At 50.7% G+C, this 25,721-nt stretch carries 13 protein-coding genes; 5 read left to right on the top strand and 8 right to left on the bottom strand.

Annotated elements, in window-relative coordinates; genetic code table 11:
- Positions 1 to 15 precede the first annotated feature (15 nt).
- A complete protein-coding gene (locus ACN0YH_RS25355) occupies positions 16 to 1,167 on the top strand; it encodes an SGNH/GDSL hydrolase family protein (protein WP_417382397.1) in 1,152 nt (383 codons plus the stop codon).
- Entirely contained in the window at positions 1,164 to 2,684 is a 1,521-nt protein-coding gene (locus ACN0YH_RS25350; protein WP_417382396.1) for an FG-GAP-like repeat-containing protein, read from the top strand. The genes ACN0YH_RS25355 and ACN0YH_RS25350 overlap by 4 nt, the downstream gene beginning before the upstream one ends.
- 67 nt (positions 2,685 to 2,751) lie before the next feature.
- Here the strand turns inward: ACN0YH_RS25350 and ACN0YH_RS25345 are convergent, their stop codons facing one another.
- The 5 genes from ACN0YH_RS25345 to ACN0YH_RS25325 form a co-directional block, all read right to left on the bottom strand.
- A complete protein-coding gene (locus ACN0YH_RS25345) occupies positions 2,752 to 3,510 on the bottom strand; it encodes a hypothetical protein (RefSeq protein WP_417382395.1) in 759 nt (252 codons plus the stop codon).
- Positions 3,511 to 3,669: 159 nt separating this feature from the next.
- Positions 3,670 to 7,380, bottom strand: a complete 3,711-nt coding sequence (locus tag ACN0YH_RS25340; protein WP_417382394.1) for an FG-GAP-like repeat-containing protein — start codon at positions 7,378 to 7,380, stop codon at positions 3,670 to 3,672.
- A 185-nt stretch (positions 7,381 to 7,565) separates the two neighbouring features.
- A complete protein-coding gene (locus ACN0YH_RS25335; protein WP_417382393.1) occupies positions 7,566 to 8,906 on the bottom strand; it encodes a DUF1501 domain-containing protein in 1,341 nt (446 codons plus the stop codon).
- Positions 8,907 to 8,962: 56 nt separating this feature from the next.
- A complete protein-coding gene (locus ACN0YH_RS25330) occupies positions 8,963 to 12,403 on the bottom strand; it encodes a DUF1553 domain-containing protein (RefSeq protein WP_417382392.1) in 3,441 nt (1,146 codons plus the stop codon).
- Between the two features lie 309 nt (positions 12,404 to 12,712).
- Positions 12,713 to 16,180 carry a DUF1553 domain-containing protein gene (locus tag ACN0YH_RS25325; protein WP_417382391.1) on the bottom strand — a complete coding sequence of 1,156 codons (3,468 nt, stop codon included), beginning with the start codon at positions 16,178 to 16,180 and terminating at the stop codon, positions 12,713 to 12,715.
- Between the two features lie 310 nt (positions 16,181 to 16,490).
- On the opposite strand from ACN0YH_RS25325, the gene ACN0YH_RS25320 reads away from it, so the two are divergent.
- The gene (locus ACN0YH_RS25320) at positions 16,491 to 17,018 is read left to right on the top strand and encodes a sigma-70 family RNA polymerase sigma factor (RefSeq protein WP_417382390.1); all 528 of its coding nucleotides are present in this window, start codon (positions 16,491 to 16,493) and stop codon (positions 17,016 to 17,018) included.
- A 3-nt stretch (positions 17,019 to 17,021) separates the two neighbouring features.
- Positions 17,022 to 18,452: an anti-sigma factor family protein gene (locus ACN0YH_RS25315; RefSeq protein ID WP_417382389.1), complete on the top strand. Its 1,431-nt coding sequence runs from the start codon at positions 17,022 to 17,024 to the stop codon at positions 18,450 to 18,452.
- 9 nt (positions 18,453 to 18,461) lie between these two features.
- Here the strand turns inward: ACN0YH_RS25315 and ACN0YH_RS25310 are convergent, their stop codons facing one another.
- A complete protein-coding gene (locus ACN0YH_RS25310) occupies positions 18,462 to 20,123 on the bottom strand; it encodes an NCS2 family permease (protein ID WP_417382388.1) in 1,662 nt (553 codons plus the stop codon).
- A gap of 1 nt (position 20,124) precedes the next feature.
- Complete coding sequence (locus tag ACN0YH_RS25305; RefSeq protein ID WP_417382387.1) at positions 20,125 to 21,111, bottom strand: adenosine kinase; 987 nt, start codon at positions 21,109 to 21,111, stop codon at positions 20,125 to 20,127.
- A 478-nt stretch (positions 21,112 to 21,589) separates the two neighbouring features.
- Here ACN0YH_RS25305 and thiC point away from each other — a divergent pair, with 478 nt between their 5' ends.
- Positions 21,590 to 23,239 (top strand): phosphomethylpyrimidine synthase ThiC, encoded by a 1,650-nt coding sequence (gene thiC / locus ACN0YH_RS25300; RefSeq protein WP_417382434.1) that lies wholly within the window; start codon positions 21,590 to 21,592, stop codon positions 23,237 to 23,239.
- Between the two features lie 70 nt (positions 23,240 to 23,309).
- Here the strand turns inward: thiC and ACN0YH_RS25295 are convergent, their stop codons facing one another.
- The gene (locus tag ACN0YH_RS25295) at positions 23,310 to 25,424 is read right to left on the bottom strand and encodes a hypothetical protein (protein WP_417382386.1); all 2,115 of its coding nucleotides are present in this window, start codon (positions 25,422 to 25,424) and stop codon (positions 23,310 to 23,312) included.
- Positions 25,425 to 25,721 lie beyond the last annotated feature (297 nt).

Below are 25,721 nucleotides of genomic sequence, written 5' to 3'. Positions count from 1 at the left end.
AGAACAGGAAATATCATGACATTGAAACAGACAGCTGTCGGGTTGATACTCTCTGCCCTGTTTTGCGTATGCTCTTTGAATGAGTTGAAATCCGCCGAGTCCAAGCCACTCACCAATTTCTCTGTTGAAGAGAAAACCAAAACCCACTGGTTCGACATCAAGAACCTGGGCGTCGAAGGCAAAGGCTGGACCGATACGGAAGCCTTTTTTAATCGTCTCCCTGCCAAAGCCAAAGGAGTCGTGCGACCACCCGTCTGGTCACTCAGTAAACATTCCGCAGGCTTAGCGGTCCGCTTTGTCACCGACGCGACTACCATCAAAGCCAAGTGGAAGCTGACTTCTGCCAATATCGCCATGAATCACATGGCAGCGACGGGCGTCAGTGGACTGGACCTGTACGTCAAAACAGAATCAGGAAAATGGCGCTGGCTGGCAGTCGGTAAACCATCAAAACAGGTAAACAATGCGACTCTGATCTCAGGCCTGATTCCCGGAAAACGCGAATATATGCTTTATCTGCCACTTTATAACGGCGTCGAATCCGTTGAAATCGGCGTTCCCGAAACCAGTCACCTCTGGAAAGCACCGCCACGGGAAGCAGGCAAAGACAAACCACTCGTCTTCTGGGGAACTTCCATCACACAGGGAGGCTGTGCCTCCCGGACCGGCATGGTCCACACTGCCATCCTGGGACGTCGGCTGGATCGCCCCGTCATCAACCTTGGATTTTCCGGCAACGGTCGTATGGAACCCGAAGTCGCCAAACTGGTCGCCGAGTTGGATGCCAGCGTCTTCATCATGGACTGTCTTCCTAACGTCACAGCCGATACCGTCGCCCGGGAAACCGAACCGCTGGTCAAAACACTTAGAGCCGCCCATCCCGAGACCCCCATTCTACTGGTAGAAGACCGGACCTATTCCAATGCTTATCTCAAAAAGAGCAGCCAGGAACGACATCGCACCAGCCGGGAGGCCCTCAAGAAAGCCTATGAAAAGCTGAAACAGGAAGGTGTCCAACACCTGTATTACCTGGATGGCGAAACCCTGTTGGGAGATGACAGCGAAGACACCGTCGACAGTTCTCACCCGACTGACCTCGGTTTCTTCAGACAGGCGAATGCGTTCGAGAAAGTACTCCGCCCCATTCTGGAACAGCAATCCAAGTGAGATCAGACCGTTTCTGCCACTTCCTGTTTCTCGTAATGCTGACTGCGTGCGGGAAGCAGGAACCGCTGGCGGATAAACCAGCTGAAGTCACACTGCCCGCAGATTCACACTTTCAGGAATTTCACGCCGAGATTCAAAATTTCTGTAGCCATTGTCATCGCTGTCCCGATCCTGGTGTGCTGACAAAAGAAGCCTGGCGAATGCAGATACCGCGTGAGTATGCTCACTTTGAACAGGCCCCCGGCTCCAGCCTGCGGGTCCCGCCACAATCGGAAGTCATCCAATACTTTGTTTCACAGGCACCTGAACATCACGACCTGCCAAAACAACATGCGTCCCCTGATTCCGGACCTGTTCGCTTTCGCAAACAGGTCATTCCTCAATCTGGTTCGAAGGCACTCCCGGCCATATCCCATCTGAACTGGATCGACACTAATTCTTCTCATGAACTTTTCTTGACCGACATGGGCTCCGGCGAGACAGGACGTATTCGATTTGATGCAGGACAACCTGAGTACGAACCACTGGCAAAACTCAAACACCCCGCTCATATCGAACGCGTCGACCTGAACCAGGATCAGCAAGATGATTATCTCATCGCCGATCTGGGCAGCTTTGGACCGGAAGATCACAACCGTGGAACCGTCAGTCTGCTGACTTTTAATAAAAAAACGCATAGCTGGCAGACACAGATTCTTCAGGATCACCTGGGACGTGTCGCTGATGCCAAAGCAGCCGACTTCGACGCCGATGGCGATCTCGATCTGATCGTCGCAGAATTTGGCTGGCACAAAACAGGACGTCTGCTGTACCTGGAAAACATCTCGCATGCAAAAGATGAGCTGAAATTTGAACTGCGAGTCCTCGACATTCGGCACGGCGCCAGTCATGTACTGATCACAGACTGGAACAAGGATGGACGACCTGATTTTATCACGCTGTTCTCACAGGAACACGAAATCATCGTTGCGTTTCTGAATGAAGGGAACGGCCAGTTTCGTAAAGAGACCATTTATCAGGCTCCCGATCCCGCGTATGGATCCTCCAGCATTGCGTTGGTTGATCTGGATCAGGATGACGATCTTGATCTGCTCTATACCAATGGCGACACCATGGACAGCTTCGAACTCCGCCCCAGTCATTCGCTGCAATGGCTGGAAAACAAGGGTGAATTTCCCTTGACCCATCATCCGGTTGCCCCGCTGACAGGTGCCTACTGCGCCACACACGGTGACTTTGACGGTGATGGCGATATTGACCTTGCTGCCTGCACTATGACCTGGGATTATCAAGTACCACGCAACACAATTGTCTGGTACGAACAACTCTCGCCAGGTAAGTTTCTAGCCCACCCCCTTGATTACTCAATGGGTCAGCATCCTGTCATCACCGCCGGCGACTTCGATGGCGACGGAGACCCCGATCTCGCTGTCGGCAATTTTGAAGGACGTGAAACAGATCAGCGGGACAAACAAGAATGGTTTTCGATCTGGTGGAATGAAAGGCCCGTGAATTGACCTCTTTTTGAACCACGAGATTCACGAAAACACATGTAATTGTCGCTGATGTGTCGTCTTTGAACGATTATTTCGACTTCAAAAGATCACTGATGTTTTTCTCAGGATCAATGGAAAAGACCGTTTTCGCATGCGGGTCAGAAACCAGAATGTTCTGCCCCTGGCGGGTGACGCCCACCGGGTTTTTGAACGGCTCGCCGGCCACCCATTTTTCAGTAGTTCCGTCGGCGGCAACTTTCCAGAGTGCTTTCTCATAACCGTCGCTGACAATCGCCGAACCATCATCGAGTACTACCACGTCATGCGGGAAATTAAACGGTCGACCTTTCACAACAACGGAGACTTTCCCCTCCGGACTGACTTTTAACAATTGGTCAGCGGTCCCGGAAACGACCCACAGGTTTTCATCCTGATCCAGCGCCAACCCTCGGGGTGCCTCGACTTTAGCAAACAGGGTCGGTTTGCCACCCGCGGCGGGAACTTTCCAGATTTGATGCAGTTCCAGATCCGATACCAGCAGGTCCCCGTTCTTTAACACTACCACATCCATGGGAATCCCAATTCCCCCGTTGGTGAGCGGTTGGGGCTTCGCGCCCGCTTTTTCAAAACGATACACTTCCCGTGTCGACGAATCACCCGCGATGACATGTCCCTCTTTATCGATCGCGACGCAGCGAACCGCATTTAATGGTGTGCGAAAGACTTTAGAGCCGGTAAAGTAGCTGGTCGGTTTGCCGTTCTCAACACTCCAGATGCCAGGCAGTTTGCGATCCGCCACGTAGACGGTATCTTTGTCAGCTGCTGCTACAGAGAGCGGATACAACATCTCCGCAGCCTGTACCATTTCAGGAGCACAGAAAAGCACGAGAAAAAGACAACAACGAAAGAGAGCTGGCATCATAGCAAACCTGATTAAAAACCAAAGTGAGTCAATCAGTCCGCATTTTACCGAATCAGGCTGGCAATTGCACTCGTGAATTCACGCTCAGGGTTTCAGCAGAGCATTCCAGAATCGGGCGGTGTTTTGATGACGGGTGTGATACACTTCCTTATCTGACTTCAACACCTGCTCATCCGGATAAATTTCCGTTGGATAAGGATAACTTTGCATCTCCCGGAACGGCAGCGGTTCGACCGACTGACCCAGGATCGTATGCAGGTTTGCATCCTTGTCCCAGCCCACATTATGTAGAATAAAATCACGCTTCCAGCCTGGTTTGACAGGCAATTCGGGTACTTTGAACCGCAGCCGCATCTCATCCCCTGAGCCCATAATCACCAGACGATTATCTGCCAATTCCACCAGCGCTTTCACATCACCAAAACGGGTAAAGCCTCCCTGCATCGGCGGCCACTGGATACCAGTCGACAGACTTTGATAATCATAGCGTTCCGGCCCGTTGCCTGGATGGATGAGAGGCGTAGAAAACCCCCGGTACTGCAGTACTGCAGATTCCAGCGGTAACAATTGTGTCACAGTTTCAGCAGCTGTTTCGTCTAAAGTAAAGAAGACCTGTTCCCAGTAGAACTCCATATTCGATTCGATACGCACACGATAATCGTCTGTCAGAAACCGGTCGGTCAAATCGACAACAATCGTTTTGGTCTTGCCACCGGGAAAACCCATGAAGGGTTGAATGGTTTTCCATGCGCCATTTTTGTCCGGTACTGCCAGTGAAGGAGGTCGCGGCGAAGGCATCGAGGGATTCTCCGATAACGCCAGATTGATCCCGGTATCGGTCGGATAAATCCAGCCGGTCAGAAACAGTTTGATCCGTGGAGCTGTTTTCGCGATCCTGACTGCCTCTGTATTCAAATCCAGTTCCAGCGCATGCTCTTCCGTAAGCCCCTGTCGATATTTTTCATCGAATGTTTTCGCATACACATTGTCCGCATCCTTAATTTCAGGCAGCACGTCGCGACCACGCTGATTCACGGCGGTGCGGGGTGTCTGTCGATTTTGAACCGTATGGATTTTAAAAGCCGCCAGATCGGGAGACCCGACCTTTTCATTGGAAAATATCTCCACACCTATAGGATGGTCGACTGCCGTCAATTGCACGGTGTCGAAGTAGCCCGCTTCCCAGAGTTCTTCGGTGATCCGCAGTTCATAAACACCGTCTTTCGGCTTAAGTCGGTCTCCTGCAATCTTGAGATACTCCCAGTCACGGCAAGGCGCTACAACTCCTTGCGCAAACTGCAGTCCGATGGGAGCTGCCCAGAGCAGATCGGTATAAAAGGAAAACTGTTCCCCGTCCCATGTATACAGGTAAGGACAGGACCCCATCAACGTCTGCTTCTCATAAATCCGCTGATCGGTTTTGGCTTTAATAATATTGACGGGAATTCCATTGGTCCACAGGACGCGAATCGCTTCGGCGACACTCTGGTTACCCAGTCCGAAATGTGTAGACTGCCCTGCGACAATCTGAGGCTGGTATATCGTGCCGCTACGTAATTCCAGCAGACTGCCGATGCCGTAATGATTCACGCGTCCGCTGGCAGATTTGACTTCCCCTTTAATCTGCTCGGCCCGCAGTGAAACATCAATCCAATGATAGTCATTTCCCTTGTTCTGCCGATAGATAATTTCATCGCGTGCCACCGTGATTACATCCAGGTTGCCATCCTGATTCAGATCGGCAAGGAGATATTTCTGAACGGGCTTCGCTGAAGTGAGCTCCTGATCTGTCACAAACGCGGTCTGCTCTGTTCTCTGCTCCGCGGTTCCCAGCAGCAGTTGTAACCCGGTTGAGTTCAAAGCTACCACGTCCAGTACGCCATCATTATTCAGGTCACCGGTCTGCAGCATGTTGCCCTGCAAGTCGACAGGCTCGGTTTCCCTGATTTTCTGGACTGAAGCAATCTGCACACTGCCCGGCTTGGGCCGCCGGGTTTCAGCCAGCATCAGCTCATTTTGGCGCACGCCAATCAAATCCCAGGAACCATTTCGGTCAAAGTCCGTCAGTATACATTCTTCAAACTGATTCGCTGTCGGCCCGTCATCTGCTTCGAGTTTAGAAAAGGAGCGCCAGCGAAACCGACCATGTCGTAAATTTTCCAGGTAGCCCGCCTGCTTCGACAAACGACTGCATAGGATCAGATCAAGGTCCACATCCCGGTCCCAGTCGACGCGTACCATCGAAGTGACAGCCAGATCCGCAGGAGGCAACTGGCTTTGGTCGCTGATATTTCGAAACGAAAAATCACCCCGATTCGACCAGAGTGAAAGCCCCTTGTCCGTAGAAGCGACCAGATCCAAATCACCATCATGATCCAAATCAGAGAAATTGACAGCAAATACGTCCGCTAACGTATCTAACGTTTCCAACTGTGCTTTCATGACCAGCGTACGTTTGCTCGTTTTCGAATCAATCTGATTTTCAAAGACTTTGACACCCGATTTTCCACTCACCACCAGATCCAGATCGGCGTCGCGCGCCGGCGAAATGGGAAAGACTGTCGGTGCTGATTTCTCTCTTGCTTCTGGTTGTGACATTCGTTGTATATCAGCGTCAAGATCGACGTCCATAACCTCCGCATAATCGCCTTCCAGTTCACTCTGTGTAATCAATTCCCAGATCTCCCCGGTCTGAGAATAAACGGCAACCTGCCTGGCTGTCAGCACAATCAGGTCGGGCTTTCCATCCAGATTAAAATCAGCAACCTGCAGATCCTTGATGTCAGTCGACAGCGCTGGAGAAAATGTTAGCGGACGTGCTTCAGCGAATTCCACTGTACGAGGCTTCTGTTGTGCCGGCCATTCGACTGCCTGATAGAACGCAGGAGGAAAGTCATGAATCACAAACTCCAGCGGGTTCTGTTCCACGCGACGACGATCACTTTTGACGAGATCTTCCGCAATCAACACATTTCTCAAGATACGCGCGTTTCGGAGTACCACATTCCATTTCCCGCCTTTAATCGCTGTCAGCGAATCCTCAATCAGCTGATTTAAATCCAGGCGTGTATGATTTTTGACGCTGACTGCCAGGGGAGCCGCCAGCGTGTTGATTTTCTCAAATACAGCAGTCGCCTGCTCTGTCTGTTGTTCTGCTGTGACTTGAAGATACTCCAGCGTCAGAAACAGATTATCAGGCTGCAATTCCCATGCTTTAGCCAGTGATTCTCTCGCCATCGATTGAACTTTCGCATCAGAATCCTGCTTTTGCACCTGCGACAACTCAAACCAGATGGCGGCATCTTCAGGCTTCAATTCTGTCGCATGGACCAGATCTTCCTGCGCCTGGAGCGGTTTCCCTAGAGCTGCATAAATACGAGCAGACAGGATTGAACTGACGACAGACTCGGGAGATATTTGTATCAACTGACTCAAGGCATGGAGAGCCTGTTCTTTCAGTTTCCCCCCTTCCGGCTCCTGGGCTAATTTTTCAGGCGTCAGTTGCAGCAGACGACAAATCGTTAAATTGCGAAAACCAATCTCTTCTGTGGGTAGCTCTTCTGCCAATTGTTCCAACAGACGATCAGAGTCGTCATACTTTTCATTCTCCAGGTAAGCGACTCCTTCATTTTTCAATTGCAGCAGTCTGGTTGCCCGCTCATAGCTTATTGGGTCAATTTCAACTGGACCATTTTGCCGGTCCGGTGGTGCCTTGAGTGTCAGAAACAAGGCCAGCATCCCCAGAAACAGGACCACTGCAGCAATGATGGCAAAATGCGAAGACCGGGGCGGCATATAATAAACCTCTCAGCTGAAACATCTATGACTGGATTCTTCATCAATTAAGAATACACAGCCAGCTTGCAGATGTCAGCCAAGACAGGAACGCTTTCCCGTCAGAACGACCCGGAAACAAAACCAGGATGGCCATTTTCAAGCCATCCTGGTTCTCTGGTATTAGATTTATAAGTCTTGCGGGCTTATGAAAAGAGTTCTCGAACAGGATCGCCCATATCGGTAATCGGCACGGGACGATCGCCGGCAAAGAGTTCTTCACTGGGGTCAATACCCAGAGAAGCATAAATTGTGGCATGCAGATCAGGAACAGAAACCGGGCGGGAAACGATTTCTTCACCCAGTTCATTCGTCACACCAATTGTTTTTCCATTCTGCAGTCCGCCGCCAGCCAGAACAACGCTGAAAGCCTTGGACTGATGCCCGCGTCCTCCGCCGGAATCGAATTTCGCCGGACGTCCAAATTCGGAAGCAACAACAATCAACGTTTTATCCAGTAGCTTATTCTGCTCCAGGTCGAGTACCAGCGCTGACAGCGCGGAGTCCAGTTCCTTGATCAGCAGATGCTGATTGAGCTGGCCATCGTTATGTGTGTCCCAGCCGGTACCATTCACAAAGTTCAGATTATGCGAGACTTCAATGAACCGCACGCCTGATTGAATCAGACGACGTGACAGCAGACAGCGCTGGCCGAACTCACCACCATAAGAGTTGCGGAGATCACTATTTTCATTGTCCAGCTGGAAGACTTTCATGAACTCAGGCCCCGACAGACGCAACGCCTCAGCCACCGACTGGTCATAATCCTGAATCGCCTGACCTCCTACACTTTTCTGGCGGAATTCGGCCCGCATCTTCGTCAGCAGACGTTCGCGACGGTCCTGACGACTCTGATTCACGCGGGAAGACCGTGTGAAGCCACTCGGGCCGGCACTGGTATCGGTCAGATAAATATAACCCGCCTCACTACCCAGAAACCCGGGACCACGCGTCACGTTGGGATATCCAATCAGCACATACGCGGGAGCATGTTCACTCGCAGATCCCCGTTTATGCGCCACCACGGAACCGACTGAAGGATAGGTAATCGTTCCAGTTGTCGGTCGTCCTGTATGCATGCGGTTTGTGGCAGCCGCATGTTCGTCGATCACCTCATGGTGCACCGATCTCACAATGTTGAATCGATCGAGAATCGGTGCACATTTGGAAAGATGCTGGCAAACTTCGGTTCCCTTGATCGCAGTCGGAATTGAATCGTAGTAGGAACCGGCTTTTTTGGCTTTGGGATCACCCTTGCGTTTCGGGTCCCAGGTATCGATGTGGCACGAACCGCCGCCCAGCCAGATCATGATACAATGCTCGGCTTTACCAACCGGCATTGGCAGTTTTTTCGCACCATGTTTTTTATCAGCGTGCTTTTCAGAGGCCAGCAACTGCTGCCAGGGAGTTCCCAATGCAGATGCTGCCAGACCAGTGAGCGAAGCCTGTCTTATAAAGTCGCGACGAGTAGATTCAAATGCGTTCATGATTGACTCTTATGATTAAAGTTGCAGGTTGGTTTATCAGTCAGGATCAAGTTTGATTATGGTACGAAGACAAATTCCGGAGAATTCAACAACGTCCAGAGCATATCTTCATAGCGATTGCGCCAGTCCACGTTCAAGCGTTCTGTGGGAAGATCCCCCTCTTTGACGGATGCTTCCAGGGACACCTTGATTTCATTGGCTTCGGGACTCAAATGATTTGACCACCCCACCAGATTGCGTGGCAGTGGCTCACGTGAAACAATCTTTGCATCCTTGTTAACACGTTCTGTATAACCAGGCTGCAGCAGTTCGACAAAGAGTTTCAGTTCACTTTCGGTCGGTTCACGTGTCAACGTTTTCATGACAGTCGCTTTAATCAACGTTTCGAGTGACTGCTTCTGTAATGCCAGGTCAGTGAAATCACTGTCGTCAGACAGACGGGTGAACCGCTTGCCGATAACACCATTCGCGAGAATGGCCGGCTGAATCGCTGTGGAAGCATATTCGCGAACTGTGATCGGGCTTTGTCGTGTATCACGCCAGCCAAAGGTTTTCAACAGAGTAATAAAGGGTTGCCCGAAAGGCAGTGCCAGACTGGGCCGATCTCGTTCATTGGAGGGTGAAGTGAACTGCCAGGCACGCCGCGGCGCTCCCAGATCAAGTGAACTGTGATAGTCACGGGACCCATCAATATCAATACACATCCGACCGGCATCCAGTGGTTTCCCGCAGATCGCGAACAGCGAATCGACAATCTGCTCGGCTTCCATACGACGCAGGACCGGTGAAGAAAAATGATAGGTCGTATCCAGCAGCCCTTCGATTTTTGATTGATCGGTGGCTGCCTCTCGCTGATACAGATCCGACTCAAAAATCAACTGTGCCAGATATTTCAGATCGTAGCCATGAAGAACAAATTGCTGTGACAGGTACTTCATCAGTTCCGGATGGGAAGGTTCCTGGCCATCCCAGTCATCCACAGGTTCCACCAGTCCCTGTCCAAGATACCGCTTCCAGACGCGGTTCACAATCACATTCGCAAAACGTTCGTTGTGAGGTGAAGTAATTGTAGCCGCCAGTTGTTGCCGCGTGTCTTTGGGAGACCGCAGGTAATTTTCCGGATAGGCCCCCGGTTTGACGAGTTCCTCGAACGTCCATTTGGGTGTCACATTCTCGCCAGGCAGCAGAGTGACTGAGATCAACATTGAATTCGATTTGAAATCAAAGCCGGGTACAGAACTGGTTTTGGGAACCCCTTGGGGGCTGCGTTTCAGCATAGCGGCCAGACTGAACAGGTCACGCTGTTTGAAATCATGAAAGGGAGCATCATGGCAGCGGGCACACTTCATGTTCAGTCCCAGAAACGTCTGGCCGATGATATGTGCTTTGGCCGCCATCGGGGCATCATTCTGCGATGCCATTTCAAACCCGGCCGGACCACCGAAATACTTACTGCCTTCCATCATGACCAGTTCAGTCAGGAAACGGTCGAAAGGCTTATTGTCATAAAACGATTCGTGAATCCACCAGCGGAAAGGTCCGGTGTTGTTCAACGTCGGGTTGACAATATTCGGGTTTTCAGCCAGTACATCCTGCCAGTAACCAACCCAGCTGTCTGCCCAGGCGGGATCATTAATGAAACGTTGAATTGCATTGGCACGTCGTGTTTTTGGTTCGTCAGCCAGATAAACGCTGATCTGTTCTGTGGAAGGAACCGTTCCCGTCGTGTCCAGAGACAACCGTCGTAGAAAAGCCAGATCACTAAGGAGTGGCGACTGTGGCGCCTTCTCTTTTTCCAGCCGCTCATTAATAAAGTGATCGATGGCGTTGTTCGCCCGCAGTCCCTTCACTGCGGATGGCACTTTGACTTGAGGCTGCTTGAGAATTTCTGCTTTCGCGATCTGATGTCGCGATTCCCAGTACTGGTCTTCTTTCTGTGATGCGACGCGACGACGCTCTGCGTTCACAGCAATCAGGCTGTATCGATACGCGCGTTCGAAAGGCAGCCAGTCAGCATCCGTCAGCATGATGGTTTCATCACCGGGTGTCAGTAACTGAAAGTCCTGTTCTGGTTCACCAATAAAAACAGCAGTCTCACCAAAATCGGGACGATGTCGAAAGCCGCCGACAATCATTTCGAAGCGGACTCGATGTGGTTTTCCATCCCCTGCAAATTCGATAACTTTTTCCTGATCACCTCGATGCAGCGGTCGAATATGGGGAGACAGGCTGCGATCTACTTTGAATACATGACCGTGAGCGGAACCGGAAATTTTATGGAAGCCGGTTTCAGCGACCAGTTTTTCATCGATATACAATCGCGAAGCATTCCGGGCTCGGACCAGAATCCGCTTCTTCCCTTTCGGAATCACGACACTCGACATGGCACGAACCAGAAAAGGGTCGGGGCGATCTACTTTGACACCCCGTTCGGAGTAACGATTGGGAATTTCGATTAATGCGAAGTGTGGTTGTGTAAATGATTCTGCCAGTCGCGGAGGACGGAACGTCCAGGATTTCTTATTAGGAATCCCTTCCAGGATATCCACTTTGACACGATCTTCTGGAATCGCAGTCCAGTCAATCTTCGGAGAGGGTGCATGATATTTAAAGTGAGATGCGACTTGTTTTGCAGTCAGCGCCTTACGATAAACAGCCAGCTCATCCATCTGACCATCAAACGAACTGTTTGCTGAACCGCCCATCGAAGAACCAATCCAGACTTCGTCGTTATCCACAACGGGGGCCAGCGTTGTATCGCCGCCCATATCCCATTTCCCGGAAACAGGCTGACCGTCGACATATGCCTTCAGACTTTTCTTTTTTCCGAAGGTATAAGTTACAGCCACATGATGCCAGTTGTGAGCACTGATCCCGGCTCCACTTGAAGTCCAGCGATGGTAATCGGCTTTCTGATCTTTCTTCTCAGGTTGTCCCCGAAACAGAAAACTGATCTCAGAGCCGGTGACTCGGAACCCATAGTTCTGATTATCACGGGCTACCCCTTTGCGGTTCGTTCGCCCTTTTCCAATGATGTAATAATGGCGCCCCGCTTTAGTGGAGTTCAGATTCACCCATGCTTCCAGGGTGATCGCATCCCCGGCAGTAAAATCGAGAATACTCTTTTCACCCGGATCAACCACCCGCAGAAAACCATCTCCCGGCACAAACGATGCCGACTGATTCTTAGTTGTGAACAAAGGGAATTCGGAAGGGCGAGGACCGGCTGCAGGCTTTGCCAGCTTACCGCTGACGAGGGCTTTGACTGGTTCGGCTTTTGCCTTCTTAGCCACTACACTGCTGTAACCCTCCGGAGCGACGGTCTCAAAATTCCAGTAGAGTGTCGGCTGGTCTGAAAGAATCAGCTCCCGGTAACTGGCGGGGGGAGATTTAGGGCTTTTCTCTTTTTGAGCGTAGGAGGGGCTCGCAGAGAGAGGCAGGGCGAGCGAGAGGCTCAGCAGGCAAAGGGAACGCTTAACGAATGCCAGGTGGTTCATAGTGGGCAATTCCAGATAATCAGGTTCTCAGTAGAGACGTCACAGCAGGCGAGTTTTGTCAGAATCCAGAGATTCCAGACCCGACAAACATTACTGTACACAAGAATGTATTTATGTCATAAATCGTGACTTATTCTAATATACCGAGACCCTGGTTGATCTCACTGCAAATTATACCCGGATTGTTCAATTTATGAACTTTTTAAGAAATTCTCCCCTTTTTTTGTGAGTATCCGCGTCTTCTGCTCTTAAATACAAAAAATGACTCAAACGGATGAAAAACCATTATTTGATCAAAAAAGAGATCAATTAAGGCACAAAGATAAACTCGGGGGAATTCAACAAAGTCCAAAGCATGTCCTCATAGCGTTTTCGCCAGTCATCATTCAGACGTCGGGTCGGTGGATCCCCCTGCTTGACCGCCACCTCAAGCTCCACTTTAATTTCATTGGCTCGAGGGTTCACATGGTTTGACCAGCCCACCAGATTTCGAGGTAATCGCTCGCGGCTGACAAGTTCAGCCTGCGGATTCACCCGCTCAGCATACCCAGGCTGCAGCAGCTCTTTAAACATATTGAACTCTTTCGTGGTCGGCGTTCGCGTCAATGTTTTCATGACAGTCGCTTTGATCAAAGCCTCCAGTGTTACATCTTGTAAAGCAAGTTCCGTGAAATCACTGTCATCAGAAAGACGCGTGAACCGCCGACCCAAGATGCCATTGGCAAGGATTGCCGGCTGGAGGGGGGTCGAGGTAGATTCGCGAACCGTAACAGGGCTTTGACGTGTATCACGCCATCCGAACGTTTTCATCAGAGTAATAAAAGGCTGGCCAAACGGAAGCGCCAGGCTGGGACGATCCCGTTCATTGGACGGTGATGTAAACTGCCAGGCGCGACGCGGCGATCCCAGGTCCAGTGAATTGTGATAGTCGCGGGCACCATCAATGTCGATACACATCCGGCCGGCGTCGAGTGGTTTTCCACAGATCATAAACAGCGAATCGACAATCTGCTCGGCTTCCATCCGTCGTAAAACGGGCGAAGAAAAGTGATAAGTCGTATCGAGCATGCCTTCAATTGTGTTGATGTCCGTCGTTGCCTGTCGTTGATACAGATCCGACTCGAAAATCAATCGAGCCAGATATTTCAGATCATAGCCATGAATCACAAACTGTTGTGACAGATACTCCAGCAGTTCAGGGTGCGAAGGCTCCTGACCTTGCCAGTCATCCACGGGTTCCACCAGCCCCTGGCCGAGATACCGCTTCCAGACGCGATTTACAATCACGTTCACGAATCGTTTATTTTGCGGCGAAGTAATTGTAGCGGCCAGTTGTTGACGCGTATCCTGGGGAGACCGCAGATAATTTTGCGGGAACGTGCCTGGCTTGACCAGCTCTTCAAAGGTCCATTGTGGCGTCACCTTCTCTCCCGGTAACAGTGTCACTGAAATCAGCATCGAATTCGACTTGGAATCAAAGCCGGGCACAGAGCTGGTCTTGGGAACACCCTGGGGGTTGCGTTTCAGCATGGCAGCCAGGCTGAATAGATCTCGCTGTTTGAAGTCATGGAACGGCGCATCGTGACAGCGGGCACATTTCATATTCAAGCCGAGGAAGGCCTGTCCAATAATATGTGCTTTGGCCGCCATCGGAGCATCATTTTGCGATGCCATTTCAAAACCGGCAGGACCGCCGAAATACTTGCTGCCTTCCATCATGACCAGCTCGGTCAGGAAACGGTCAAATGGCTTGTTGTCATAAAACGATTCGTGAATCCACCAGCGGAAGGGACCGGTGTTATTCAATGTCGGATTGAGGATATTTGGGTTCTCCGCCAGCACATCCTGCCAGTAACCGACCCAGTTGTCGGCCCAGGCGGGATCATTGATCAAGCGTTGAATTGCCTTCGCACGACGTGTTTTAGGATCGTCGGCCAGATATTCACTGATCTGAGTTGGAGCAGGTACGGTTCCTGTTGTGTCGAGGGACAGCCGTCTTAGAAAAGCCAGATCGCCGAGTAACGGAGCCTGATCAGCTTTCTCTTTCGCCAGACGCTGATTGATGAAGTGATCGATGGCGTTGTTCGCCCGCAGTCCCTTCTCTGCTGCGGGTACTTTGATTTGAGGCTGGCTGAGAGCATCTGCTTTCGCAATCTGATGCCGCGATTCCCAGTACTGGTCTTCTTTCTGTGATGCGGCGCGACGATGCTTTGCATTCACAGCGATTTGATTGTGGCGATACTGGCGTGCGAAAGGTAACCAATCCTCGTCAGTCAGCATTACGACCTGATCAGACGGAGTCAGAAGTTGAAAATCTTCACCAGGATTACCAATAAAAACGGCTGTTTCTCCGAAATCGGGACGATGCCGAGAACCACCCACGATCATCTCGAAGCGAATGCGGTGCAGCTTACCATCGCCGTTATATTCGACAACTTTTTCCGTATCCCCCCGGTGTAATGGACGAATATTTGGCGCCAGGCTCAGATCGACATCATAGACAATGTCGTGACCGCTGCTGGTAATCTTGTGGAAACCGGTTTCTGCCACCAGCTTGTCATCAATATAGAGTCGCGCAGCATTGCGAGCACGTACCAGAATCCGTTTTTTACCTTGAGGGAGCGTCATTCGAGACATTGCCCGCACCAGGAATGGATCCGGCCGATCTACTTTCAAACCACGCTCGGAATAACGGTTAGGGATTTCAATCAAAGCAAAGTGTGGTTGCGTGAATGTTTCCGCAAATCGAGGTGGCCGAAACTTCCAGGATTTCTTATTCGGAATCCCTTCCAGAATATCTACCCTGACGCGATCTTCCGGAATCGTGGCCCAGTCGATCTGCGGATCAGAGGTGATATATTTAAAGTGTGATGCCACTTGACTGGCAGTCAGTGCCGTACGATAGAGAGCTACTTCATCCAACTGTCCATTAAACGAGCTATTCACTGAACCGCCCATCGAAGAACCAATCCAGACTTCATCATTATCCACCACAGGTGATCGTGTGGTGTCACCGCCAACATCCCATTTCCCGGAAACAGGCTGACCATCAATGTAGGCTTTCAGGCTTTTCTTTTTCCCGAAGACGCAGGTCAAGGCCACGTGATGCCAGTTATGGGTACTGATTCCGCCCCCGGTAGAAGTCCAGCGGTGGTAGATCGGTTTTCCCCCTTTCTTCTCAGGCTGGGTGCAAAACAGAAAACTGATTTCTGAGCCGGTTAATCGCAGGCTATAGTTCTGATTGTCTCGAGAGACTCCTTTGCGATTCGTACGGCCTTTCCCGATGATATAGTAGTATTGTCCGGACTTCGTGGAATTGGGATTAATCCACGCTTCCAGAGTAATCGCATCCCCGGCGGCAAAATCAAAAATGCTCTCTTCGCCTGGATCAACAACCCGCAGAAATCCATTGCCGGGCTGAAAAGCAGCCGCCTGATTCTTAGCATCGAACAAAGGAAATTCAGCAGGCCGGGGTCCTGCGGCGAGATCTACCCGTTTCCCGCTCACCAGTGCCGTTAGGGGTTTTGCAGACTCTGACCCATCCTGCCCGCGCATAGACTGGCTGTTGAAACCATTTTGCTCGCGTTGCTCGAAACCCCAGTATGCCACTGGTTTATGAGACAGAATCAATTCCCGGTAACTGGCAGGAGCCTTCTGTGATTCTGCCACCGTTTCTGTTTTGGATTGATCTGCAGATGCGAGGATCGGGAACAGAGACAAAGCAAGCGAAGCCAGCAAAAGAGAATGAGCACATTGAGTTTCACGGTTCTGGTTCACAGCAGGCAATCCCGTTATCAGATTCTATAATGAAAGTTCACAGCAGGCGAGTTATTGCAAAATTCAAGAATTCCTGACCCGACAAACAATACTGTACGCGAGAAGGTCATAGCAGCGTAAATCGTGATCTATTAAAATATACCGCACTACAGTCTGATCTCACGCTAATTCATATCGGGATTCATCGATTTAAGTTTTTTTGTCAGGAATCTCCTCATTCTGTGAGATTTCAAAATTTCTGGTATATTAAAGCAAAGAATCATAACACTGCTGATTGGTTGGCAGTGGGACCGTAAGGATCAGCGCCGTCTTGAAACCCGAAGAGCTTGAACAATTTGTCCAACTTTTAACTGCTCACCAGAGCAAGCTTTACGCTTATATTCGCTCACTGCTGCCTGATTCCCAAGCCGTTCAGGATGTGCTGCAGGAAACGAATCTCGTACTCTGGCGCCGTTCAGAAGAATTTGAAACGGGCAGCAATTTTGTAGCCTGGGCCTGCAAAGTCGCTTACTTTCAGGTACTGGCCTATTATCGCGACCATAAACGCGATTCGATGGTATTTAACGTAGAGCTGGTTGAAATGCTGGCGAAACAGAATGAAGAGAAACTGGCGGGCGCTCAGGATCTGCAGCGGGTACTTGCACGTTGCGTTTCCAAACTGCCAGAACAGAGTCGAAATTTGATTCAATTGCGGTATGCCTCGGGTGGCTCGGTGCAGGCGATCGCAGAGGCACAGGGACGATCTGTTGGCGCTGTGTCTCAGACCCTCTATCGAATACGACAGTTATTACAAGAGTGCGTTCAGAAAACACTTGCCAGTGAGCAGGGAGAATTGTGAGTCATGAACCAGAAACCAAATCCTGAAAAAACACAGAACAATACTCAGGAAATTATCTCCGCCTTTCTGGATGGCGTATTGACGGATGAGGAAAATCAGAATTTCCTTAAACGACTGGAAACCGATGAAGCGGCCCGCGAACTCTATCTGGAAATGATGAATTCCGATTCCCTCCTGCAGTGGGAACAGGGCCAGACTGATCCTCTTCCCGAATTGTTCTGCCTGACTCCCAAGAGTGAAACAACCACCCCCCGTATTGATCCCGGTATTGCATCAGCGCGCAAGCAGTTAACCGTGATGCGCTATGCGCTGGCGACGACCGTCGTTGCCTGTCTGTTTCTGACGGTTCTGCTGCTGATGGACGGCACACCGGCTCGCGCCGTCTCACGGCTTGACTCCAGTGATGGCGTGCCCGCAGCCATGATCATTGAAGAACATCAACCCGTCTGGGAACGTACCGAGTGGACTCAGGATGTGAGCAAGCCGCTGGTTCCCGGCTGGTTGAAACTACAGTCAGGACGCGCACTGATTGACTTTTTAAGTGGAACCACCATCGCCCTGGAAGGCCCCGCAGAACTCGGAATCAATTCTGATAACCGCGCATATCTGAAATCCGGTCGCCTGGCGGTCGTCGGCAGTGCGCGCGATCATGAATTCACTCTGACTACAGCAACTCTGACGCTGCTTTCTCAATCTGCCAACTTTGGGCTGTCGGTTAATGCCGATGAACAGACAGAACTTCACGTCTTTTCAGGCAGCGTCTCAATTACCCATTCACAGGAAAAACCAGACGCCGAGATCGATCAGGACCAGACGCCGGAAACTACCGATGAACTGGTTGTGACCGCAGGGCAGGCGATTGTGTTTGACAGCACCGGCCAGGAAGTGACACGGCAACTGGCAGACCAGAGTACCTTCCCTACACGTGATCAGTTTTCCGTTGCAGATCCTCCGGGTGATATCCCGGCCATCAATTTTGCGGCACACAAAATTGAGCCTTATAGTTTTCAGGACGGGCAATACGAGCTACCCACTGATTACCAGCTCATTGAACAAGGCAAAGGAATTCGCCTGTGGGGGAATGCCTGGAAGACGCTGGATGTCAACACAGAAATCACCCCCAACACGGTGATCGAATTTGATTTCCGCTCTTTGCATCAAGGTCAGATTCATGGCTTTGGCTTCGATCACGATAAGGAGTACGGCAAAGGTAATCATGTCTTCCAGATTTACGGGTATGAAGCCTGGTCGCATATCGGGCAGCAATTTAACACCTATACGGGAACCGGCTGGAAACGGTTTCGGATTCGTGTGGGCCGTTACCTGACTGGGAAATATCGTTACCTGCACTTCATTGCCGATGAAGATGTAATCGCCCGTGCCGAGAGCCAGTTTCGTAATGTGCGGATTTATGAAGCGCCGACAAAACAGTAACGGGTGAACTCAGTGACCCAGATCCGGTTTGGGATTCGGCTCTCCAGCTTCGACAGGTGCGGGTTCGTCTTTGCAGCCACCCAGTATCAGAAATGTCACGGCGAACAAGAGATAGCCGATTCCAATCCCCGTCGCGTGAAATGTGAACCCATCCATATTGTCGGCCGTAAATGCCAGACGAAAATGAATGTCATTACCAATGACCTCATAGGCATTCGTCAGTCCCAGAAAAGCAAATAGAGCGGCAAACCCGGACCAGATCGCAGCCGAGCGATACTTACCATCGATCAGGCAGGCGCAGATCGCAGCCAGAATCATGCAGGTAAAAATAAAGCCTCGTTCCATTACGACCAGACCATGGACCAGAAAACCATTCACTTCGGTAAATAAATTCGTCGATAAAATATCCTGTAGAGTTTTGCCCCCACCGACAAGAAGTGTACCCTGCATGATTGTTGCGCCCCAGGCAGCAATTGCCGGGAATAACCCCAGCGCCACAGCCGGTGCATGCCGACTCGGAGAAGCCTGAAACGCCTGGGCTGTAATCACCATACCAATCCAGAGTACAATGGCCACACCGGCTTCAAGGGGAATAATTTTACTGATGACTCCCGTCGTCCCCGTCAGGCAGATCAGCAGGAAAAAGATCCCATTCAGCGTGGAATACCCGGCCCGTGCCCCCATTTCTTTCCAGCCCGGATGTCCGATATAAATCGTTGTAGGAAAGCAGCTACCCAGCAACGAAGCCATGATCGTTCCCACGCCATTGGCCATCATCGCCGGCCTGGCAGGGTAGCTGTCACCGGCGGCTTCAGCCGATTCGATGTTCTGCATGCTGCCGATGACATTGAACAGTCCCATCGGAAAGATTACCGACATATACCCGGCCCATTCGCTGGGTTCTTTCAACAGCTCCCATAAAGCTCCCCCGGCAAAGTGGGGACGATACCAGCCCGATTGTTCCCAGGCAGTTTTGATTGACTCTGCACTCATCGGCGATCCCTGCAGCATTTGAGGAATCACTTCCGGTAAAACCCAGGCACAGATGGTTCCGACGATAATCGCCAGTAAACCACCGGGAATCGGGACCGGTAATTTCTTATGCGAAAACAGCGTCAGCAGCACAACCGCTGCCGGCAGCATCGCAATCATCGGTCGCTGATAAATCTTCAGGACAAATGTCATTGAGATAAAACCAATGGCGATCCCGGCCAGTGTCGACAGCAACGCGGCACGAGGTGTGACCCGACGCACACGATCTGCTATGAAGGCGCCGGCGAATTCGATCACGCCACTGCCGAAGCAGGCCAGCAGTCCCATCTGCCAGGCAGCTTCCGCACTATTAGTTCGCTGGTAGACGGGCACCATTACGAAGAAGATATATACCAGCAATGAAGGCGTGTTGATGCCGTAAGGCAGTGCGCAAACATCACTGCGATTTTCCCGCTTCGCCAGTTGATGTGCCTGCCATGCATAAAAAATATTCCCGAACAGAATACTCAACGCAGCGCCAGGCAGAATATATTGCAGCAGCAGTTCTGAATCAGCAGAGATACCACACAAGCCACAGAGCGCGACTATGAGTAGAAGCTGGACCAGATTATCAATCATTAAAGCGAAAAAACCGTCCAGGTCGCGTCGTACGAAGAGGGGGTAATTGCTGTGCTTCATTTCAATTCAACAGTTCCTGAATTTCATCCTGAGTGAATGGATTTTTTAAGCGGGCCCCCAGTTGCGAGACAATCCGGGCAGCGGCATGCGAAGCCAGATGCCCCGCCTGATGCCAGGTCAAACCGTTTGTGATTCCATACAAAATCCCGGCGGCGTACATGTCACCGGCACCCGTCGTATCGACGGCTGCAACTTCGACGCCTTCAATGGGGATGACACGTCCTTCATGCATCAGAATCGAACCATCGCCGCCCAGCGTCAACGCCAGATTGGGGACATGGTTGTGTATCACGTGCGCACAATCGACGGCATCCTGTTTACCAGTCAGGCTGCGGGCTTCTTCCAGATTACAGAACAGCAGATCCACAGGACCTTCGATCAATTCCTGGAATTCATCCCGGAACAGATTGATCAGGAAAGGATCGGATACCGTAAATGCCACTTTGACACCATGTTTTTTTGCCAGTTCGATAGCGCGGTAGGCTGCGCGTTTCTGAGTTTCTCCGGTAAACAGGTACCCTTCGACATACACATATTTCGACTGCTTGATGTGTTCTTCATTGATGTCATCCACACTCAATGTGGCTGATACCCCCAGATTCGTGAGCATCGTCCGTTGTGCGTCATCCGTAATGAGAACAACACACGTCCCGGTCTGCCCCTCGGCAGCAGGTGGTACCTCAATCGTCACTCCCAGCTTGCGCATGTCGGCAAGATCAAATTCCCCCAGCATGTCACTGCCTACTTTACCGGCGTAGGCTGCTTTGCCCCCGAAATCAGCGATGCCCAGAATCGTATTCGCAGCGGAACCGCCGGCACACTGGGAAATGGGGGCACCATCCAGTTCTCCAAGAACTTTTTGCTGGATTTCTTCATCCACCAGGGTCATGATTCCCTTGGCAAAACCGAGTTTCTGGAGCGTGGCGTCTGAGACGCGTGCCTGAATATCAACTAATGCGTTCCCAACGCCATAAACATCGTACTGCATGGTTTCCCTTAGCCTGATCGCTTCCGAATGATTTCAAATCCCTCTTTTTGTAATAAAGAGGCAGCCCACATCTGCTTTTTTGAGGATGAGCAGATCATAACTAAAGAGACATTCAATGGGAAACCACAGAGAGTAAGCATCTACTGAGTTTGAAAAAAGCAGTCAGGTCACTACTATATAGGCAAGAATTCACATCCAGAACCATATCGCTGCCGCTGAGATGATTCTGAGTCCGGATTCTATAAAAACTTAAACCGGCGACAAATCGACTTGATTCACCGCATCAAACTTTACAAGGATGCTTTTACACATGACAAACTCCTCTTCTGCGAACGACTTGCTGTACTCACTGCCACCCATCGGTGGAAACCCCTCGACACGTCCGAATCAGACCAATCCGGGGAGTTTTGCAAATCCGCCTCAGATCGCTCCGGGAGCGAAAGGAGCACTGACGTTCTCGTCTCCCGATACGCCGGGCATGCCTGCTCCTTCAGAAAAAACCGCCTGGGATTTCATGCCTGCAGGCTGGGAATTGAAACCAGGTTTCGAAGAAAACTATGAAACAGCCGATGCCTGGACCCCCCCGGCTGACTTCCTGCCGGTCACCCAGCTGGAATTTGCCCGTTGTGGTACGATCACTCCTGAAATGGAACGGGTCGCTGAACGGGAACCACATCTGCTCGCAGAACAGATCCGAGATGAAGTCGCCTCCGGGCGTATGATTATCCCTGCCAACAAAGTGCACCTCGGGTACCAACTGGATCCGATGGCCATCGGTCGCGCTTCCAAGACTAAAGTTAACGCCAACATGGGTGCCTCACCCGTTTCTTCCGGGACCGACGAAGAAATCGAAAAACTCAAATGGGCACAACAATGGGGTGCCGACACCGTAATGGATCTCTCCACCGGTGGCGATATCGATGGCTGTCGACAGGCGATCATCCAGAACAGCTCCGTTCCCATTGGAACGGTTCCCATTTATTCCATGATTATTGCCCGTCGACTGGAAGACCTGGACCATGCCAGTATTCTGCAGATGCTCGAACATCAGGCCAAACAGGGTGTTGACTATTTCACGATTCACGCTGGCGTACTTCAGGAACACCTCTCACTCGTCGCACAGCGCCTGATTGGAATTGTCAGCCGCGGCGGTTCGCTGCTGGCAAAATGGATGCTCCACAACAAACAGCAGAACCCGATGTACGAACTCTGGGATGAAATCTGCGAAATCATGCGGGAATATGACGTCAGCTTTTCCATCGGCGATGGCTTACGGCCTGGCGGACTGGCAGATGGCTCAGACCGTGCCCAGTTGGCGGAACTGTGTGTGCTGGGTGAATTGACCGAACGTGCCTGGAAAAAAGGTGTGCAGGTCATGATCGAAGGACCCGGACATATCTCGTTCGACCAGATCGAGTTCAATATGAAACTCCAGCGGACTCTCTGCCATGGCGCCCCCTTCTACGTATTGGGCCCCCTGGTCACTGATATCTTCCCGGGTTATGACCATATCACCAGCTGTATTGGTGCAACTGCAGCAGGCTATCATGGTGCCAGCATGCTCTGCTATGTGACCCCCAAAGAGCATCTGGGCCTGCCCAAAAAAGACGACGTCAAACAAGGCTGCATTGCCTACAAGATTGCCGCCCATGCAGCAGATGTGGCGCTGGGAATTCCCGGAACCCGTGATCGGGACGATGATCTCACCGAAGCCCGTGCCGCCCTCAACTGGGAAAAACATTTCGAACTGAGTTTCGATCCCGATACCGCCCGTGCATTGCACGATGAAGACCTGGATGTAGATACCGACTTCTGTGCGATGTGCGGCCACGACTGGTGCAGCGTTCGTATCTCGAAGGAAATCCAGGAATTCATGTCAGGTAAATCGGAAGACTATGCCTGGGACAAAGCGAAAAAGTCACTGCCTTTAACTGCTGAGCAGCAGGAAATTCTGGAGAAGCGTGGCGTTCTCAGCCCGGACGAAATTCACAAGCTGGCATCGAAAGTCAAAAAGGAAATGGTGGGCGATCAGGATAAAGCAACCTGCCACAGTGATTATGTGGCCCCTGAAGAAGCACAACAGATGCAGACCTCAAAACAACTGCCTGTTTTGAATGAACGCCCCTGAGTCTTCACCGAATTTCAACAGCGTGAAACAAAAACGCGAGCCTCTCTGTTCTGGTGAGGCTCGCTTTTTTTCAGCCTCTCAGCTTAAGTCCGCCGGCAATAAAGCCACAGACGACCAGCACCAGAGTCACGATTCCGCGGATACCTTTTCCCAGGCGAAAACCATTGATACTCGAAATCCCTGAATTGCAGTGAGGACAGGGGGCTCTTGCACCCTGGCCCTCCGCTGTAAATTTGCGGTCGCAATCCATGCATTGGTAAACTTTGTCGCCTGCTTTTACGCCACAGTGCGGACAGCTTGTAAACATGATGGAACTCGAAGTGTGGGATTCATTGCAGATCGGGCATTGATGTTCATACTTCGGCAATTGGAAGGCAGGAGCTGCAGGAGCAGGATTGGAATTAAAATCAGGGAACGAATCATCTCGTGAATTCCGTGCATTGAGACCAGAATTTGCTGACATCTGGTTCATCTGCTGCATTTCTCGTGCTTTCTGCTGAGCTTCCTGCAGGGCTGGACTCTGAGGCTCAGCAGTCATATTTCTGCCCCCCATCCCCGGGTTCATCCCCCCCGGCATGCCCATCCGGCCTGGTATTCCTCCGGGCAATCCCATTCGGCCAGGAACCCCTCCTGGTAACCCTGAATTGCCCCCTTCATTCATAGCCAGTTGATCGGCCTGTTTCTGCTTACGCGGTTTGATCAGGCTCAGATCAGAATCACTGAAGAATTCTGCGATGAACAGTTCTTCTTTCTTACCGGTATTCAGGACAGCAACTGAATCACCATAAGCCAGTCGCACAAACTTTCCTTTCAGCTTTCGCTTATTTAAATCGGTAAATACATGAAACTCTTTTTCCCGTTCCTCCGGGGTAAGTATCACCTCGGTAGTTTCTGGAAAAAAGTTTCCTGGGATTTCTTTTTTCAAGCGTTCTTGCACATAGACCTGATCCTCAGGACTGAAGTTTTCATAAGGAAAATCTTGAACCACGCCTGATTTTGTAATCAACAGAGTGACATTACCCTCTTCCATTTTGACATAAGAGGCAGCAATTGAGTTGCCAGACAGATCAGTCCATTTGCGTTGATAATTCAGTCGCATGAAGAGTTTCAGCCTGGTGGGTGACAACTTGGGATCGGGATCCTCACGATAGGCCAGCGGAATTTCATCAAACCGACCATGCATTTTCAAAGCATCCCGCAACAGTTGTAGATCTTCAGGGATTAACGTTCCGATATGCACATTGATTAAACCACTCGGTTTGCCCAAAAATACTGCCTCGCGACCATTGATACGAATAAACTTCGCCTCAGATTTCTTTTCCTGCTTGTCGGTCCAGACACGATAGTCATTCAAGGCAGCAACCAGTTTGGGATCGATTTCCGTATCCGCTTTTTCCACATCAGGATCATCGTCCCCTTGCGTCGTATTCCCCCTCTCCGCGGCGGCTGCCATTTTCGCGGGAGAGTCTGTCGAACCGATTTTTGCTCCCAGTTCAGCTGCTTTGGCCTTCAGACCTTCCGGCAGAAGTGACATCAGATTATTGTGCTGATGATATCCAATGATCCATGCGACATCTTTTTCACTCAGATCATCCAGGGAAACCTGGACAGAACCACCTGCATCCTTAAGTAATGTGGCTTTCCCCAAGGGACCCACTGAAAGTAGTTTGGCTGTATGTCGCGTACCATCTTTCAATGTGAATTCACGGACGGTAAATGGTTTAAACGATTCTTTTTCAACCGATGATCTGGCAGTCTCAGCAGACATCGATTCTGTCGCAGGTTGGGCAGGAGACGAATCTGCAGCAGGTTGAGTGGGTACCGATTTTGCAGGCGGGGAAGTCTCTGATTCGGACTTCGTCACGACTTCTTTTTGTGGTTTACGATACTCGGGAGGGAGAAAACTTAACAGCTTTTTCCGTTTGTGATATTCGTAGATCCAATTCAGATCTTTCACACTCAATTTTTCAAGGGGGACACGCACTGTCCCCTCTCCATCCAGTTTGAGCGTTGCAGTGGGACCGGTGACAGTAATCAGTTTTCCGGTTGCTTCAGTCCCATCGCGATAGGTCCAGTTACGCACGGTGAAGCGTTCGTAACTTTCTTCAGCAGGCAACGGTTGTGAGAACATCAATGAACAAAGCATCGCGTACAAAACAGCAAATTGCGTTTTTGTCGTCTTCATTGTACCTAGCCCATGTTATAAAATGAGAATCGGGGCGCTTGTTGAATTCTTGAATCAGCCAGCAAACAATGACTATCAGGATACCCCACATCCGTTCAATATTAAATACTGAAAATAGAAATTTTCTGAATCCAAGGCGAGAGGTGCCTCAGAATGCCGTTGATTGCTAAAATCCCTCTCATAAGTATCTCTAAAAAGGCAACTCTGTTCTGAAAATCTAAGTCTGTTTTTTCTGCTTTTGTACAGATATAATATATTATCGTGCAGTCATCCCATTTTATTTGTTGAACTTCACAC

The organism is Gimesia sp., from assembly GCF_048262075.1.
In the GTDB taxonomy this organism is placed as follows: Bacteria; Planctomycetota; Planctomycetia; order Planctomycetales; family Planctomycetaceae; genus Gimesia.
The sequence above is the reverse complement of the archived record's forward strand: the minus strand, read 5'-3'. Positions and strand labels throughout refer to the sequence as shown.

Bases quoted from the DNA above. Each gene is read 5' to 3' on its own strand.
- ACN0YH_RS25355 (WP_417382397.1), top strand. From the start codon at position 16: ATGACATTGAAACAGACAGCTGTCGGGTTGATACTCTCTGCCCTGTTT.
- ACN0YH_RS25345 (WP_417382395.1), bottom strand. From the start codon at position 3,510: ATGTTGTATCCGCTCTCTGTAGCAGCAGCTGACAAAGATACCGTCTAC.
- ACN0YH_RS25340 (WP_417382394.1), bottom strand. From the start codon at position 7,380: ATGCCGCCCCGGTCTTCGCATTTTGCCATCATTGCTGCAGTGGTCCTG.
- ACN0YH_RS25335 (WP_417382393.1), bottom strand. From the start codon at position 8,906: ATGAACGCATTTGAATCTACTCGTCGCGACTTTATAAGACAGGCTTCG.
- ACN0YH_RS25330 (WP_417382392.1), bottom strand. From the start codon at position 12,403: ATGAACCACCTGGCATTCGTTAAGCGTTCCCTTTGCCTGCTGAGCCTC.
- ACN0YH_RS25315 (WP_417382389.1), top strand. From the start codon at position 17,022: ATGAACCAGAAACCAAATCCTGAAAAAACACAGAACAATACTCAGGAA.
- ACN0YH_RS25310 (WP_417382388.1), bottom strand. From the start codon at position 20,123: ATGAAGCACAGCAATTACCCCCTCTTCGTACGACGCGACCTGGACGGT.
- ACN0YH_RS25305 (WP_417382387.1), bottom strand. From the start codon at position 21,111: ATGCAGTACGATGTTTATGGCGTTGGGAACGCATTAGTTGATATTCAG.
- thiC (WP_417382434.1), top strand. From the start codon at position 21,590: ATGCCTGCTCCTTCAGAAAAAACCGCCTGGGATTTCATGCCTGCAGGC.
- ACN0YH_RS25295 (WP_417382386.1), bottom strand. From the start codon at position 25,424: ATGAAGACGACAAAAACGCAATTTGCTGTTTTGTACGCGATGCTTTGT.